This is a genomic window from Aliterella atlantica CENA595 (genome assembly GCF_000952155.1).
Classification (GTDB): Bacteria; Cyanobacteriota; Cyanobacteriia; order Cyanobacteriales; family Chroococcidiopsidaceae; genus Aliterella; species Aliterella atlantica.
The window spans coordinates 143,632-160,250 of sequence record NZ_JYON01000002.1 but is presented as its reverse complement, the minus strand read 5'-3'; the positions used below and the strand labels follow the sequence as shown (position 1 = coordinate 160,250).

At 43.7% G+C, this 16,619-nt stretch carries 12 protein-coding genes; 8 read left to right on the top strand and 4 right to left on the bottom strand.

Annotated features, from left to right (window positions below; all coding sequences use genetic code 11):
- Nucleotides 1–112 precede the first annotated feature (112 nt).
- On the top strand, nucleotides 113–3,610 hold the full coding sequence (mfd, locus tag UH38_RS03240) for a transcription-repair coupling factor (protein ID WP_045053183.1): 3,498 nt from the start codon (nucleotides 113–115) through the stop codon (nucleotides 3,608–3,610).
- Nucleotides 3,611–3,710: 100 nt separating this feature from the next.
- Nucleotides 3,711–4,457, top strand: a complete 747-nt coding sequence (locus UH38_RS03235) for a creatininase family protein (protein ID WP_045053182.1) — start codon at nucleotides 3,711–3,713, stop codon at nucleotides 4,455–4,457.
- Here UH38_RS03235 and glsA read toward each other — a convergent pair.
- The 4 genes from glsA to UH38_RS03215 all read right to left on the bottom strand — a co-directional run bounded on the left by glsA (nucleotide 4,454) and on the right by UH38_RS03215 (nucleotide 8,918).
- Nucleotides 4,454–5,431 carry a glutaminase A gene (glsA, locus tag UH38_RS03230; protein ID WP_082065292.1) on the bottom strand — a complete coding sequence of 326 codons (978 nt, stop codon included), beginning with the start codon at nucleotides 5,429–5,431 and terminating at the stop codon, nucleotides 4,454–4,456. The genes UH38_RS03235 and glsA overlap by 4 nt on opposite strands.
- Entirely contained in the window at nucleotides 5,415–6,077 is a 663-nt protein-coding gene (locus UH38_RS03225; protein ID WP_045053181.1) for a Coq4 family protein, read from the bottom strand. Before UH38_RS03225 ends, glsA begins: the two co-directional genes overlap by 17 nt.
- 370 nt (nucleotides 6,078–6,447) lie before the next feature.
- A complete protein-coding gene (locus UH38_RS03220) occupies nucleotides 6,448–7,926 on the bottom strand; it encodes a hypothetical protein (RefSeq protein ID WP_045053180.1) in 1,479 nt (492 codons plus the stop codon).
- A gap of 758 nt (nucleotides 7,927–8,684) precedes the next feature.
- Entirely contained in the window at nucleotides 8,685–8,918 is a 234-nt protein-coding gene (locus UH38_RS03215) for a Nif11-like leader peptide family natural product precursor (RefSeq protein ID WP_045053330.1), read from the bottom strand.
- Between the two features lie 140 nt (nucleotides 8,919–9,058).
- On the opposite strand from UH38_RS03215, the gene UH38_RS03210 reads away from it, so the two are divergent.
- From UH38_RS03210 to UH38_RS03185, 6 genes are all read left to right on the top strand, one after another.
- Entirely contained in the window at nucleotides 9,059–9,982 is a 924-nt protein-coding gene (locus UH38_RS03210) for a DMT family transporter (protein ID WP_045053179.1), read from the top strand.
- A gap of 157 nt (nucleotides 9,983–10,139) precedes the next feature.
- The gene (locus UH38_RS03205; RefSeq protein WP_052672236.1) at nucleotides 10,140–10,769 is read left to right on the top strand and encodes a calcium-binding protein; all 630 of its coding nucleotides are present in this window, start codon (nucleotides 10,140–10,142) and stop codon (nucleotides 10,767–10,769) included.
- A 174-nt stretch (nucleotides 10,770–10,943) separates the two neighbouring features.
- Nucleotides 10,944–11,912 carry a hydroxymethylbilane synthase gene (hemC, locus tag UH38_RS03200; protein WP_045053328.1) on the top strand — a complete coding sequence of 323 codons (969 nt, stop codon included), beginning with the start codon at nucleotides 10,944–10,946 and terminating at the stop codon, nucleotides 11,910–11,912.
- Nucleotides 11,913–12,073: 161 nt separating this feature from the next.
- On the top strand, nucleotides 12,074–13,489 hold the full coding sequence (glgA, locus tag UH38_RS03195; RefSeq protein ID WP_045053178.1) for a glycogen synthase GlgA: 1,416 nt from the start codon (nucleotides 12,074–12,076) through the stop codon (nucleotides 13,487–13,489).
- Nucleotides 13,490–13,899: 410 nt separating this feature from the next.
- The gene (locus UH38_RS03190) at nucleotides 13,900–15,762 is read left to right on the top strand and encodes an asparagine synthetase B family protein (protein ID WP_045053177.1); all 1,863 of its coding nucleotides are present in this window, start codon (nucleotides 13,900–13,902) and stop codon (nucleotides 15,760–15,762) included.
- 20 nt (nucleotides 15,763–15,782) lie between these two features.
- Nucleotides 15,783–16,574 (top strand): LmeA family phospholipid-binding protein, encoded by a 792-nt coding sequence (locus UH38_RS03185; RefSeq protein ID WP_045053176.1) that lies wholly within the window; start codon nucleotides 15,783–15,785, stop codon nucleotides 16,572–16,574.
- Nucleotides 16,575–16,619 lie beyond the last annotated feature (45 nt).

Genomic DNA, 16,619 nt, shown 5'->3' with positions numbered 1-16,619 from the left:
AATCATCCCAGAATGAAGAACCCTAGTGCGAAAATAGACTTTTACAATAAGATAAGTGGCTTTACTCAAGAGCGAAAAGCGAAGTTATTAATACCCAATTGCCCTAGAATCTATGCCTTTTTCTTCGATTGTTCGTGCTTTGGGGCGATCGCCTCTAACGACAGAACTTGCAGCTAAACTAGAACGCAACCGAGTCTGTCACCTCAATGGCGCTCCCCGTCTACCTAAAGGATTAGTAGCTTCTGCTCTAGCACAAGACCAAAAACAAAATATATTCGTAGTCTGCGCCACTTTAGAAGAAGCTGGACGCTGGGCGGCTCAACTAGAAGTGATGGGCTGGCATACGGTACATCTTTACCCCACGTCAGAAGCATCCCCCTACGAACCTTTTGACCCCGAAACAGAGACAATTTGGGGGCAAATGCAAGTTTTAGCAGATTTAATTAACAACGACAACGGTAAAGCGATCGCAGTTGTAGCCACTCATGCTGCTTTACAGCCCCATCTGCCACCATTATCAGCATTCTTGCCCTACTGCCTTACGCTCAAACGTGGGATGGAAGTAGACTTAAAAGCTTTTAGCGAACAGTTGGCAAGTCTAGGTTATCAGCGAGTGCCGCTAGTTGAAATTGAAGGGCAATGGAGCAGGCGCGGCGATATTATTGATGTGTTTCCTGTCGCCTCAGAGTTGCCAGTACGCTTAGATTGGTTTGGCGACGAGTTGCAGCAAATTCGAGAATTCGACCCCGCTACTCAACGCAGCAACCCACGCAATAATTCAAATGGCACTGCCTTAGATAAAATCGAGCAAGTTGTCCTCACTCCAACGAGTTTTGGTGGCATTATTAGAGCCGCCTTGAAGAGTGAAGATGCGACATCTCAAGTTAAATCTTATCTTTCCCCTGAAGAACAAGAGCAATTCGATCTCGGTCAATCTCCAGAAGGTAGCAGGCGATTTTTAGGCTTGGCTTTTCCTCAACCAGCTTCTTTACTGGATTATTTACCCAAAAATACTTTAGTCGCCATAGACGAACTCGATCAATGTATAGCACATAGCGATCGCTGGGTAGAAAATGCTCAAGAACAATGGCAGCAAGGAACTAATAGTTCTCTGCCCAAAATTCACCGCGTTTTTGACGACTCCTTGGCTACTGCTGAGGAATTTAATAAACTTTACCTATCAGAATTAGCAGACGAAATAGGATTAAATCTCGCAAGCCGTCCCGTACCAGCTACGCCCCACCAATTTGCCAAACTTGCCGAAACATTACGCCAACAGCGCGATCGCCGTTTCTCTACATGGCTGATTTCCGCCCAGCCTAGCCGTTCTGTATCTTTGTTGCAAGAACACGATTGTCCGGCACAGTTTATTCCCAATCCCCGCGATTATCAAGCAATAGATAGGCTGCAAATTCAACATACACCTGTAGCCCTCAAATATTCAGGATTAGCAGAATTAGAAGGCTTTATTCTGCCGACATTTCGGCTGGTAGTTGTTACAGATCGGGAATTTTACGGACAGCATTCTTTAGCAACTCCTAGCTACGTCCGCAAACGCCGCCGCGCCGCATCCAAACAAGTAGATCCAAATAAGCTAGCGCAAGGCGACTATGTAGTGCATAGAAGTCACGGCTTAGGAAAATTTCTCAGGTTAGAAAGCCTGACTCTCAACAATGAAACCCGCGAATATTTAGTTATTCAGTATGCTGACGGGTTATTAAGAGTTGCAGCAGATCAAGTAGGTTCCTTAAGTCGGTTTCGCGCTACTAGCGACGCACCCCCGCAGCTTAATAGAATGTCGGGCAAATCTTGGTCGAGTACCAAAAATAAAGTCCGTAAAGCCATTAGAAAACTAGCTGTAGACTTACTCAAACTATATGCAGCCAGATCCCAGCAAAGAGGTTTTGCTTACCCGCCAGATATGCCTTGGCAAGAGGAAATGGAAGACTCCTTTCCCTACCAACCTACGCCCGATCAACTTAAGGCTACCGCCGATGTCAAACGCGATATGGAAAGCGATCGCCCAATGGATCGTTTAGTTTGCGGCGATGTCGGTTTTGGTAAAACAGAAGTTGCAATTCGCGCCATCTTTAAAGCCGTGACGGCTGGCAAACAAGTAGCCTTACTTGCGCCGACGACAATTTTGACGCAGCAGCATTACCATACCCTCAAAGAACGGTTTGCTCCTTACCCCATCCAAGTAGGTTTGCTCAATCGCTTCCGCACCCCTGAAGAACGCCGCAATATTCAAGCGCGACTGGAAACAGGCGAACTAGATGTAGTTGTCGGAACGCATCAATTACTAGGCAAAAGTGTCTCTATCCGCAATTTGGGCTTATTGGTAGTCGATGAAGAACAAAGGTTTGGCGTTAACCAAAAAGAAAAAATTAAAGCCCTAAAAACTCAAGTAGATGTACTGACATTGAGCGCTACGCCGATTCCACGAACCTTATATATGTCATTGTCAGGAATTCGGGAAATGAGCTTGATTACTACGCCGCCGCCTTCAAGGCGACCGATCAAAACTCATCTTTCACCTTACGACAAAGAAACAATCCGCAGCGCTATTCGCCAAGAACTAGATCGCGGCGGACAAGTATTTTATGTAGTACCGCGCGTAGAAGGGATAGAAGAAACTGCGGCTAACTTGCGCGAGACAATTCCTGGTGCGAGGCTGGCGATCGCTCACGGGCAAATGGATGAATCGCAATTAGAATCTACTATGCTTACGTTTAATAATGGCGAAGCAGATATTTTAGTCTGTACGACCATTATTGAATCTGGCTTAGATATTCCTAGAGTCAATACAATTTTGATTGAGGACGCACACAAATTTGGACTATCGCAGCTATATCAGTTGCGCGGAAGAGTTGGTAGAGCAGGAATTCAGGCTCATGCATGGTTATTTTATCCCAAGCGCCAAGCTCTATCAGATGCCGCTAGGCAAAGGCTAAGAGCAATTCAAGAATTCGCCACGCTGGGATCTGGCTATCAATTAGCGATGCGCGATATGGAAATTAGAGGTGTGGGCAACTTATTAGGCGCTGAACAATCTGGGCAAATGGAAGCAATTGGCTTTGATTTGTATATGGAAATTTTGGAAGAGTCGATTCGGGAAATTCAAGGATCGGAAATTCCCAAAGTAGACGATACGCAAATTGACCTCAATCTCACAGCATTTATTCCGGCTGATTATATTGCCGATTTAGATCAAAAGATGAGTGCTTATCGCTCTGTCGCCACTGCTAAAACTCAAGAAGAATTAGAAGCAATTGCGGCTGAATGGGGCGATCGCTTTGGTCCGGTTCCGACAGCAGCAAGACAATTACTAAGAGTGATGGAACTCAAACAATTAGCTAAATCTTTGGGCTTTAGCCGGATTAAGCCTGAAGCTACCCAGCATATTGCTTTAGAAACAAAGATGGAAGAACCAGCATGGAAGTTACTTGCCGAGAACTTACCAGAACATCTGCGATCGCGCTACGTATATGCTCCTGGTAAGGTAATTGTCCGCAGCTTAAATAAGCTCAAACCCAACCAACAACTAGATACTTTAATTGATGCCTTGAGCAAAATGCAAGGCGCGATTCCAGAACCAGTATTGGTTTAAAACAGTGACCAGTAACCAGTGACCAGTGACCAGTTAATAGGAAGAAACTGCCTTGTCTGGTAACTGTGTTGAGATTGCAAAGCTAATAAAGGAGTTAATCATGTTATTGCATTTATGTACTTGGTCTGAAGTTGAAGATTATTTACAGCAATCTCAGGGGATTATTCTGCCGATTGGTTCTACCGAACAACACGGACCAACTGGCTTGATTGGTACTGATGCAATTTGTGCTGAAGCGATCGCTCGTGGTGTAGGTGAAGCAACTTCTGCTGTAGTCGCCCCGACAATTAATGTCGGTATGGCACTGCACCATACAGCTTTTCCTGGTACGATTAGCCTGCGCCCTAGCACGATGATCCTACTAATTCGCGACTACGTTAGTTGTTTAGCTAAGGCTGGATTTACTAAGTTTTTCTTTATCAACGGTCATGGCGGTAACATTGCTACTCTTAAAGCCGCCTTTGCAGAAACTTATTCGCATTTAGCTGACCTCAATATCCCTAACGCTCGCCTAGTTCAGTGTCAAGTCGGTAACTGGTTTATGTGCGGTTCGGTTTATACATTAGCAAAAGAGTTGTATGGCGATAAAGAAGGTTCTCACGCTACGCCGAGCGAAGTTGCTGTAACTCAGTATGTTTACCCTGAAGCAATTAAGTCTGCGCCATTATCAGCAGAAGTTGCTACCGGACACAAAATTTATGGTGCAGCCGATTTTCGCCAGCGCTACCCTGACGGGCGGATGGGTTCTCACCCCAATTTAGCCACACCCGAACATGGCAAACAGTTTTACGACTTAGCTGTGAAAGAATTGAGTAATTCTTACTTAGAGTTTCTTGCTATGACTTAACTTTCAAACAGATGCAAGCCAAAACGCTGCGAAAGTTCTTCACAGACTTTCACTCCTCGGACGCTGTTACCGCGTTCGTCTAATAAAGGAGAAAATACAGCAATCCCCATGCGCCTCGGTACGACAACAATTAAGCCGCCGCTGACCCCACTTTTAGCAGGTAAGCCAACTTTGTAAGCCCATTCGCCTGCAAAGTTATACATCCCACAGGTGTACATGACGCTCAAAATATCTCTGATGTAGCAACTAGATACAGCTTGGACTTTATTTAGGGGATTAATGCCGCAATTAGCTAAAGTTGCTGCCATTACTGCCAAATCTAAACAGTTGACCATCAGCGAACATTGCTGAAAGTATAAATCCAGCGCTTCGTCGATTTTCTCGTCAATCATGCCAAAATTGAGCATTAAATGCGCCATTGCGCGGTTGCGGTGTCCGGTGGTGCGTTCGGACATAAATGTAGGCATATCGATAAAGCTTTCGTGTCCGATATAGCGCTCGAACATTGCTAGCATCCGATTGAGACGTTCTGTGGCTCCTTTGCCTTGAATTAGGCTCGTAGTGGCGATCGCCCCCGCATTTACCATTGGATTGTAAGGTCTTTGCGATCGCTCGTCTAAAATAATCGCATTGAAGGCATCTCCCGTCGGCTCTACTCCTACTGTAGCTAATACGCGATCGCGTCCTCGATCTTCTAGCGCCAGTCCATAGACAAATACCTTAGAAATCGACTGAATCGTAAATAGTTGCTGAGAATCTCCAACGCTAAAGCATTGACCGTCTGCCGTCACAACGCAGATACTAAACCAGTCTGGATTCATTTTCGCAAGTTCTGGGATGTAGTTAGCGATCGCTCCTACTTGCAAACAACGATATTTATGATGCAACTCTTCTATAGCAGTTTGGATTTCTCCAGGCTCAAAAGTAAGCTGAATATTAGGGATGATACTGGCGCAATCAGGCTGTGCTGTCATAGCTAGGGAGAATGTTGAACTCTAATCGTAACGGCTCTAAAGGCATATCCCACAGTGTATTCCACTGCATCCCAAATAAGGGACGCGCCTGTTTGCCCGCCAACCAACCCCAAGTTATAGCATCTAAACGTTCCTCAGTTAGCTCTACCTCGTCAATTGCAGTTTTTAATATATTTTTAGCCAGCATAGTTAAGGAAAAGCGCGAAAACCTAAGCTGTGCAGTAACAAATGCCTGTAGTTTAATCTCGCCTACCATAGTGGTATCAAACCCTGTAATGATATGCCAAATATCGTGAGTTTCCGTCAGGTGCGCGATTATATAGTTGCCATCATCTCCACTTACTGGCAGTTTAATCGGTTGTAATCCATTACCGAGCAGATGTTCTGCATAGGCATAACCAAAAGTATGCGGGCTGAGGCGATGCAGTGCTTGCAGATCGATATCTCCCATTGTTACCCGGTTTTGCAGGGCATATTGAGCTTGGGGATATTGCGAAAGCCACCGTACAACTTGCTGCAAATTTTCAACATCGCTAGCTGCTGCGACTAAGCCTCCAATGGCTGCAAAGTCACCATATGGAGCTTTAACAGTTTCTCCAAATGTTTCTAATAGACAATCTTCCCAATGGCTAGAGTGCTTGTTCATCTAACTTCTCTCCTAATTTTCGAGTAAGATTTGCAATTACTAAAAAAATCTTACTTGCTCAATAAATGGCGATCGCAGCGAAGCACCCAGTAAATTTAAGCTAACACAAGCACTTATCTAGATAGAAAGGTTGTAAACATTTATAAATAATCTCAACTATTTGTAGCATCATGCGAGCAAGGCAAAATCCCGCAAATCTTAGTAGCAGAATTTACGGGATTTGAGATGGATAGTTTATTTAGTACCTACTTAAACCAGCGACCAGGCGTTTGCTAGGGGACACCGAACCACTCATAAAATGAAACTAATAACTGGTCACTGATTACTGGTCACTGTAAAACTGGTCACTGTTAAAGGGCTTAACTGCTGATTAAGGAGTTAGGCTGAGAACCATAAATTTGTCAGTTACGTTGACACTAACTGTCTTGTTTTGAACTGCGGTAGCGGCTGTTGTAGTCATTTTACCTGTATCATCTACAGTAGAAATACTGACAGTTTTGATTGGCGTATTTAAAGTTACCTTAGTTGGCATCGCTGGCGGCATAATTTCTCTAATCGGAGTGCTATAGTGATCGCCGTTAGAAATCTCGTGCCACAACACTAAGTAAAACTTACCATGACCCTTTTGCAACAATAGACTATGGACGTACTGGGTGCGATTGTATCCTGTTGGTGGTGTAACAGTCAGCGTGTAGTCTAATGCTGACGGTGTAAAAGTGGCTGCATTGGTAGTAGTATCCTTTAAACGTCCCATCAAGTTTTTCAAGGCTGTGTAAGCTGGTTTGGCGCTAAAATCGTTGCGAAGCAAGCCAAAATTAGCTTCTGCATTGCCTGGATCGTTCCACTCATCGAGCAATTCATAAGAGCAAGTGCGGACAATACCTTTGCGGAAGTATTCCAAGAATAAACGTGGCATATATTTACCATGTATCCTTTCGGAAAGACCTTTGCTCTTAGTAGTGGTAAAGTAACCAGTTTCCGTTGCTGACATTGGTTTTTTACCAAATGGTGGGGCATAAATATTGAATATATAGGGATGTTCGTCAAGGTTGACTGATGGGAAGCTGGACTGATAGTAGTATTTTGCGATCGTGTTGTAAGCAAATGGTTCGTTATAAGAATTGCCCCCAAAAGGATAGGAGTGGACATTGCCCCAATCTACAACGGTACTCAAGTCGCCTAAAGGCGGTCTGCGGTCGTGATCGTAGGTACGCCCTAGAGATGGACCAATTACTTTGATACCTGCTGTGGCTGGATCTTTTTTGATTGCATCCCATGTATCTTTGGTCAAGCTGCGAATATAGGTAGCCCAGTATAACGAGGATTTGGGGTCGTCATTTAATTTGGAAGTATCGCCTTTACGCCAGTAGTATCTGTGATAGTTAAGGTCGATTTCGTTGGCTACTTCTACTGCATCAATTGCATTTGTGCCTACTTTCTTAACAAAGTCAGTAATCATGTAACCTGGCTCTTTCATCCAGTAGGATGAATTGGGTGCAGTACCATCAACAGGATTCATGATGAAGGTAGTCTTAATTCCAACTTTGGCTAAGTCTTGGAATTTGCTAACAATATCGTCTCTCATGCCACCATCGCGGATGTGACGAACGCCCAATTCTAGTAGTTTTTGTTTGACAGTATCGTACTTCCCGTAAGGCGTATCGAGATAGCCCAAGTGAGTATTGACACAAACACTGCCAGTAAAATCATTAGCACGTCTAGCAGTTACAGGCACAGCTTGAGCAGCAGGCATCAATCCAGCTAACAATGGTACTATAGTAGATGTAGTTAGTGTGGTTGCGACCAATGCTAATTGCTTGAATTTTTTGATTTGCGTGCGTAATTGCATTTTGTTTGTACCTAAATATAAGAGTGATAAGTGTATTTGGGGTCATGAAAAGTCAGGCTATTGCTTTGTTCAGGCAGGTCCAGTGCCATGAATTTGAAGTCAATAGTCTTGATGTTTTTTTCTAGCCAGGCTGAAGCAAACAACGTTGAAGTTGTTAGCTGTGCAAAAAAGCGATCGCGGTGCTAAGAAGTGGTTAGAATTTACTTTTCCAGCGAGTGGAAATAAATCTAATTAATGTTGTGTAATAAAAGTAGGTATAAAAAGTTCGTGTGAGGAACTAAAACACTAATAATCATAGATTCATGTCCCATTTACTGGGCGCTCTATGAAAGCTTTACACAACCAAGCTACAAAATAAAGATAAAACAAATATTCCTAAGTAACCAAGCGAAATTATACTGATTTATTTGCTAGCGAAATTCACTGTTGCCGCTATAAGTGTCGCAGAAACACCAAAAGTATATATACGGTAATTGCGTAAATACTGCCTAAAAATTACTGAGATAGCTGAGAAATAATCATCTTTACCTGAATAAAACTAGGTTAAAACTACTTAAATAAGCTGATATATGCTGGCAAAACTGAGTATTAGCGGTACTTATGTACAAAAAAGTAGTTCTTTAAATACCTACGTATATCCATAAAAAAACGGAGGAAAGCAGCAAACTTTCTCCGGTATTAAACTGATAAATATGGTTTAAGGGCAAAGGATTTAATGTAATTACTTCTATCCTTTACATTTTAATAACCGCGACTTTCTAAGTCCAGTGGACGCTACGCAGCCAGGGCCAAATGCCTGTGTGTCTCCTGACTTCTATCCCTTGGCTGTAATCGTGAATTACATTTTGCAGTTCTTCGGTTGTGAAATTGTAGCCTAGTTGTTGAGCAATGCTTAAAAATTCATCTGAGCTAGTTGCCACTTGAAATTTTTCTCGTAAAGCTCTGTCTTGTGCAGCATCGGCAAGAAATTGAGTTACATTTTGCTTTGACATCTGAGTACCCTTTTGATAGTCTGCTGAGTTTTGTCCTAATAAACAGTGCATCTGAGCTTAGAGTACCCAAAATATCTAATGCGATCGCTATCGCCTCTATCTAAGTACAAACACCGTAATACACTAAATGGCAGTATTTAATGACACCAAAAATTGAGGCGATCGCCCTCTTAACAAATTTTCGTGGAGAAAGTGCTGCTCTCGGTGCGGCTTGCTTGTGGGCAATCTCTTCAGCAATTTACGGTAGACTAGGGCAGCAAATCGCGCCTCTCTATCTCAACTTACTCAAAGGTGCGATCGCGATCGCGCTAATTATCGTTACTTTATTAGTACGCGGCGAACTACTGCCCGAAATCTCTACTAACAACCTCTGCTTATTACTACTGAGCGGTGCTGTAGGCATTGGACTTGGCGATACAGCATTTTTTGCCGCCCTCAACTGCTTGGGAGCGCGTCGTGCTTTACTAATGGAAACTTTAGCACCGCCGATAACAGCAATTATTGCCCTAATTTTTCTCCAGGAATCGCCCAGTGCTGGTGCTTGGCTGGGGATTATATTAACTGTGCTTGGTGTTGCTTGGGTAGTTACCGAAAGAGTCAGTGACATCGCCAATTACCCCTTACGTTTAAAAGCCGGAATTATCTACGGAGCGATCGCTGCTTTTGCTTTAGCAATTGGTGGGGTTTTAGCTAGGGCTGCGCTTGTTGATACCAGTATTTCCCCGTTATGGGCGGCGCTGTTACGGATAATTGCTGGAGTGCTAAGTTTAGTATTGTGGATATTACTGAAAAGACCTGCAAATAACTTTGCGCCTAAGCCTTTTTCTTTTTCATTCCTTGCTGGATTAAGCTTTGCGGCTTTTGCTGGCACTTATTTAGGTATCTGGTTGCAACAAAGCGCCATTAAATTTACGGCTGTAGGTATTGCCCTAACGCTGACTAATACTGCCCCCTTATTTGTCCTGCCGATCGCGGCTTGGAGTGGCGAAAAACTGAGCCAAAGAGCGATTTATGGGGCAATAATTGCGATCGCTGGAATTAGCACCATATTTTATCTAAGATAATTAAATGTTTTGCTACTTTTGTTACTTTTTTCTTTAGTAGAATCTCCCTAGTCACTCGGCAAAGTCAGCGATTATGGTTGTTGGTTGTCGTTGCTCCCATAGGACAAGCGACAAAAAAATACAACAGTGAAATCAACGATTTTTGGGATCTACCAGCATGGATATTCAAGGCACAGCTAATATTGACTTTTTATTTGGCGATGTAACTAGCGATCGCATATTTGCAGCAGCTGGAAATGATTATGCCTTTGGTGGTGGAGGTAACGATCGCATCTACGGACAAGATGGCAACGATAGCTTGTTCGGTCAGGCAGGTAGCGATCGCTTGTATGGTGGTAATGGTAGCGATAGCTTGTATGGATATACGGGCAACGATATTTTAGTTGGTGGTGCTGGCGACGATGTAATTAATGGTGCAGGATTTGCGTACGATGACTCTACCAGTCCGCAAAGCTTCGGTGATGGAGACTTCGATATTTTGACGGGCGGTATAGGTAGAGATACCTTTGAACTGTGGGGCGGTTCGGCGCGTAGTGGCGTAAATGTTTATTACGATTCAGGCTCTACATCTGACTACGCATTAATTACTGACTTTAATACCAATGAAGATTCTATTTCGCTAGCAGCCGGATTTAACTACTCATTGGGCGCATCGCCTAGCAATTTACCGTCAGGAACAGCAATATATCTAGATAATGGCGGCACAAACGAATTAATTGCCATTTTACAAAATATTGCTCCTGATACTATCAGCCTTAATAATACTGATTACTTCACCTACGGTTAAATCAAAAACTTACTAGCTCTAACTTTGAGATTGAGTTAGAGCTAATCTACGGCAAAATTGTAGAGCTTAGATAATTAAGTTGCTTAAAAAAACCTAAAATAGAGATTCCGCGTGAAATGCGATCGCTGCGGTAGTCTAGATCGAGAGCGAATTTTTTTAAAAGCTGCTATTAATATGTCTTCTACTGTTTCTAGTCCTCCTCGCACAATTCGGATTGGTTCGCGCAAAAGTCAGCTAGCTTTGGTGCAAACTTACTGGGTGCAAGAACAACTGCAAAAAGCATTTCCCGATCGCACGTTTGAAGTATATACCATGTCCACTCAAGGCGACAAAATTTTGGATGTTGCCTTAGCCAAAATTGGCGACAAAGGTTTATTTACCAAAGAACTCGAAGTAGGAATGCTGCAACAAGAAATTGATTTTGCCGTACATTCTCTCAAAGATTTGCCGACAAACTTACCCAATGGCTTAATGTTGGGTGTTGTAACCGAACGCGAAAATCCTGCCGATGCTTTGGTAGTACACGAAAAGCACTCTGGTAAACAGATCGATACTTTGCCACCTGGCGCTATCGTTGGCACATCTTCCTTGCGAAGATTAGCGCAGTTGCGTCACCATTTTCCGCATTTGACATTTAAAGATATTCGCGGCAATCTGATTACTCGCCTAGAAAAACTAGATTCTGGCGAATTTGATGCCATTATTCTTGCTGTAGCAGGATTGCAGAGATTGGGAATGGGCGATCGCATCCACCAAGTTTTGCCCCCAGAAATTTCCCTGCACGCTGTCGGACAAGGGGCTTTAGGAATAGAATGTCGTACTGACGATACTGAGGTACTGTCATTACTCAAAGCGATCGAACACGTACCAACACGCGATCGCGCTTTAGCCGAACGGGCTTTTTTACGCGCACTCGAAGGCGGCTGCCAAGTTCCAATCGGCGTTAATACTGTCCTAGATGGCGATAATTTGACGCTAACAGGCATAGTAGCTAGCGTTGACGGGCAACAGATCGTTAAAGATACAGTTACAGGTAAAACTGACGATGCCGAAAATATTGGCATCGAACTAGCCGAGAAAATGCGATCGCAAGGAGCGCAAGAAATTCTAGCAGCAATATTTGAGGCTGTTCAACGCAGCTAATGAAACGGTAATCAAAAATACTTCAAGACCTGTTATTTTCTGCCTTCTATCAAAAACGGTCAAATCAAAATATGATGACCGAAGCAAGGGAGTAAAGATGCAAGTTATGTTGCCTGCATCTTTTTTTCTTTCATCCTTCAGTTGCAAACGCCAAAATCAAGATGCGAATTTTATTTGTTGCTGCCGAAGCCGCACCCATCGCCAAAGTAGGCGGGATGGGAGATGTAGTCGGGGCTTTACCAAAGATATTAAGAGCAATGGGGCATGATGTTCGGATATTCATGCCTTATTACGGTTTTTTGTCGGAAAAAATGCATATTCCGCTAGAACCAGTCTGGTACGGATATGCCATGTTCCAGTCTTTTGCTGTTTGCGAATCTGTCTTGCCTGGAACAGACGTTCCCTTATATTTATTTGCTCATCCGGCTTTTTCACCTCGGCGGATTTATTCTGGAGATGATGAAGACTGGCGGTTTACGTTGTTTGCCAACGGTGCGGCGGAATTTTGCTGGAATTATTGGAAACCAGAAATTATTCACTGTCACGACTGGCACACGGGCATGATTCCAGTATGGATGAATCAATCACCGGACATTACTACTGTTTTTACAATTCATAATCTTGCTTATCAAGGTCCTTGGCGCTGGTTCCTCGAAAAAATTACTTGGTGTCCTTGGTATATGCAAGGGCATAATACAATGGCGGCAGCGGTACAGTTTGCCGATCGCGTCAATACTGTTTCGCCTACTTACGCCCAGCAAATTCAAACGCTTGAGTATGGCGAGAAGCTAGAAGGCTTAATGTCTTTTATTAGCGGCAAGCTATCGGGGATTGTCAATGGCATCGATACTGAAGTTTACAATCCGGCTGACGATAAGTACATCGCGCAAACTTATAATGCCGATACTTTAGATAAACGCAAGGCAAATAAAATTGCCCTACAAGAAGAAGTAGGCTTAGAACTAAATAGCGATCGCTTTTTGGTGGGGATGGTAACGCGCGTAGTCGAACAAAAAGGCATCGATCTCGTATTGCAAACTTTAGATCGGTTCTTGGCTTATACTGATGCTCAATTCGTGTTATTAGGAACAGGCGACCGCTACTACGAAACTCAATTATGGCAACTTGCCTCGCGCTATCCTGGACGCATGGCGACATACTTACTATATAGCGATGCGATCGCAAGAAGGATCTACGCGGGTAGCGATGCTTTCTTAATGCCTAGTCGTTTTGAACCTTGCGGTATTAGTCAAATGCTAGCTTTGCGTTACGGCTGCGTGCCAATTGTCCGGCGCACTGGTGGATTGGTAGATACTGTATCTCATCACGATCCGATCCATAATGCAGGTACGGGCTACTGCTTCGATCGCTACGAACCATTAGATTTATATACTTGCATGGTACGTGCTTGGGAAGGGTTCCACTACAAACCTCAATGGCAGGCATTGCAGCAACGTGGAATGCAGCAGAACTTTAGCTGGGAATCTTCTGCCGAGGAGTACGTAAAACTGTACAAATCTACGCTAGGACTGCCAATTGAAGAAGTACCACCACAACCTGAATTAGTAACAAAATAAGAGTTTCTGGCAAAATTTAGCAGTAATCCCTTCCGTTAGGGAGGGCAAAATGCTCGGTCACTTAATGAAAATGCCCTCCTTTACTATAATTAGGAGGGCATTGCCGTCAAATTGTGGTGTGAGGAGCAATTAATGCTCGTAATTAAACTATAAGCATTAAGTGTGACAGCGCTGTGACAACTAACTGACAATTTTGTGACTTTTGTCAATTTGGGTATTTATCTTTTTAAGCTTTACCTCATCCCAACTTTTTTGCCCTGCAAGTTCCTTAACTATGCCTATAGGATGTGTTAATTACAACAGTAGTTAGTAAAATAAAGATCGCAATTATACGTAAGTTTAATTTAAAACCTAACAAAAATATATCTTTACTAATGCTGGAAACCCTCGCTACCACTCAATAGGAAGAAATGGCTGGTCTGTACGCAATAATTGGCGATCGCGATAGTTCTTACCTCAAAGTAGCAGCAAAACAGTTGCAGTTCTTTGACGAAGAAATTCAGATAGTCAATGAACATGGCTTTGGTTGTAGTTGGGTTAGTCAGAATAATCTGGAATTATTTGCACCTGCTTTAGACTTACAAACAGGCGTAAGAGTTATTTGTGGAGGGCGGATCGCCTGGGACGAACCAGAGTGGCAAAAAGCAACTAAATTAGACCGTTACGAAGGTGGGTTAAGCAACCGCTTACTATTAGATAATTATTTGCGATCGGGCGTTGCAGGTATCGAAAAATCCCTCAATGGTGCTGCTGTGGTTTTAATTTGGGACCCTAGAAACCAGCAAGTTCATCTTTTGACAGATAGGTTCGGTTATTATCCAGTTTTTCTCTATCAGCCAGAGCAAGTTAATAACTGTGTAATTGCTAGTTTTCCCGATGCGATCGCTGACGATCCAGCGACAGAGACATCATGGGACTATGTTTCAATGGCGGAATTTCTGTGGCAGGGTAAAGCAACGCCCCCCCACACCTATTATCAGGAAATTAAATATGCTGGCGTAGCTACTCATTGCCAGTGGGATTTACAGCAACAAACTTTTCAGCGCCGCGAATACTGGCAACCGTTTCAAGCAGGTTTTTTTGCCAATCTCTCCCAAGCTGCCGAACAATTAACTGCTGCTGTCAGCCACAGCATTTATATCCGGACTTTGCCTCGGTTGCAACCAACTGTTAGCTATACCAGTGGTGGTTTAGATTCTAGAGTAATTTTGTTTGCCAGTGCCGAACGCGATCGCTTATCTGGGTTAAATTTGTACGACACTCCCAACCAAGAATCAGCCGCAGCACAGCAGTTATGTCAGCAAGCAGGAGTTGAATACATAGGTTTTCCTAGGGATGAAGACTACTATCCTCGGTGGCTGCATTTGGGGGCAAAGTATTCTGGGGGTATGTGGTCTGCCTTTGACAATCACTTTTTGGGAACTAGAGAGGTAGTATGTGGCAAATTGGCAGCCAATACGGTATTAAGTGCTTGTTCTACTGATTTTTTATTTAAATTTGCTAATTTAGAGCGACGTAGTGCCAAGTTTTTAGGACAGCATTTACCTTGGATGACGTTTGGTTCTAAATGGAATGGCGGTTTTATAGACCCGCCTATGTCTTACAATCATGCGCTACCGCCAATGTATGGCGAATCAATCCGCCAGCGCTTGCACGAGTGGTTTGGCGATGTTCCTGTATATTTCCGTAACGACCTCGAACGCTTGCAAGTAGAAGACAAACGCAATCGTCCTATGTGTTATGCTGCTGGTTTGTCTTTTCCTTTGCTGTTTAACTGCTTTCCTTACGATACTTTTATGGCAGATATAGCGATCGCCGAGTGTTACAGTCAAACCCCTGTCAAGTGGAAACTAAATGCTAGTTTGTGGAGTTTAGTATCGGCAAGAATTGGTGGTGAAGGAATTGTTGATGCTAACTATGGCTGGCGACCTGGTGCTAGCAAATCCGAACAACTATTAAAGGCAGCAATCAATAAAGTCAAGCGCCTGCAATCGCCACCACCGTCAAATGCCGAAGGTTTAGCCACACAGGGTTCTTGGCCCAACATGGGTTGGTACGTGCTGCACAGCCCGACGGTTCGGCAAATATGGGAAACAACTAAGGCAAGCGATCGCCAATTAATAACGGATTTGTTAGGTAGAGATCCTTGGCAAGTACCTGCAGAACATTGGGCAGATCGTTTCAATACACGTTGTTTTTTCAATATTTTGACTTTATTAAGTCATCAGGCTGGACGCGCTAGCAGCAAATTGGACAATAAAGAAGCATATTAGTTAAGCGTGAACCTTTAAACGTGGAATTTTTGACTATTTTCCTATCTAGCTGGTTGGGGATAATATCGCCTGCTGGCTTAGTTGTCGAAACTGCGGCTGCCAAAGCAGTGCGATCGCAATTTGCCCGCGCAGACAAGCTGCAAGTGCGCCTTGACAATGCTCCTACTCACCAACTACTCAATGGCAAAGTTCAACGCATACGCATAGCAGGCAGAGGTTTAGAGCTAAAACAGCCAAGTTTGCGCCTAGCTGTGTTGGAATTAGAAAGCGATCCGATTGACATTAATCTCCGCCCGCAAAAACAGCTACAACTAGAGCAACCTTTGCAAGCTGGTGTGCGTCTGGTCGTGCAGCAGCAAGATATCAATCGAGCCTTGCGATCGCCCCAGATTGCGGCTAAATTGGGTAGTTTGAGTATTAATTTCCTCAAACCGCAATCAAGGCAAGCACCGCCTGCGTACAACCTAGTCAATCCTCGCCTAGAATTGTTGGCAAATAATCGCCTGCGCTTCCAGGTAGAATTGACAGAAGCTAATACCAAACTAGCAATTAGGGTAGAGACAGGCATAAACTTAATAGCCAGCAAACAAATTCAACTATTGGAGCCAGTAATATATGTCAATCAGGAGGAAGTCCCACAGCAGCTAGTTCGCGCGATCGCCAATAACTTAGGCACGCAACTCAATCTTGCTAATTTAGAAGCCTACGGCATCACAGCCAGAATTCTCAAATTGCAAATTAGTCCAGATCAAATAGAAATTGCTGCTTTCTTGCGAGTAGACCCCTCTGTTTCAGTGACCAGTAACCAGTGACCAGTGACCAGTTAAATCTTCCAGCAATTTGCCAAAGCTGTTCGC

Excerpts from the sequence above, each read along its gene's own strand:
- UH38_RS03225 (WP_045053181.1), bottom strand. The coding sequence starts at position 6,077 with ATGAACAAGCACTCTAGCCATTGGGAAGATTGTCTATTAGAAACATTT.
- UH38_RS03205 (WP_052672236.1), top strand. The coding sequence starts at position 10,140 with ATGGATATTCAAGGCACAGCTAATATTGACTTTTTATTTGGCGATGTA.
- UH38_RS03210 (WP_045053179.1), top strand. The coding sequence starts at position 9,059 with ATGACACCAAAAATTGAGGCGATCGCCCTCTTAACAAATTTTCGTGGA.
- UH38_RS03220 (WP_045053180.1), bottom strand. The coding sequence starts at position 7,926 with ATGCAATTACGCACGCAAATCAAAAAATTCAAGCAATTAGCATTGGTC.
- UH38_RS03235 (WP_045053182.1), top strand. The coding sequence starts at position 3,711 with ATGTTATTGCATTTATGTACTTGGTCTGAAGTTGAAGATTATTTACAG.
- UH38_RS03190 (WP_045053177.1), top strand. The coding sequence starts at position 13,900 with ATGGCTGGTCTGTACGCAATAATTGGCGATCGCGATAGTTCTTACCTC.
- hemC (WP_045053328.1), top strand. The coding sequence starts at position 10,944 with ATGTCTTCTACTGTTTCTAGTCCTCCTCGCACAATTCGGATTGGTTCG.
- mfd (WP_045053183.1), top strand. The coding sequence starts at position 113 with ATGCCTTTTTCTTCGATTGTTCGTGCTTTGGGGCGATCGCCTCTAACG.
- glgA (WP_045053178.1), top strand. The coding sequence starts at position 12,074 with ATGCGAATTTTATTTGTTGCTGCCGAAGCCGCACCCATCGCCAAAGTA.
- UH38_RS03215 (WP_045053330.1), bottom strand. The coding sequence starts at position 8,918 with ATGTCAAAGCAAAATGTAACTCAATTTCTTGCCGATGCTGCACAAGAC.
- glsA (WP_082065292.1), bottom strand. The coding sequence starts at position 5,431 with ATGACAGCACAGCCTGATTGCGCCAGTATCATCCCTAATATTCAGCTT.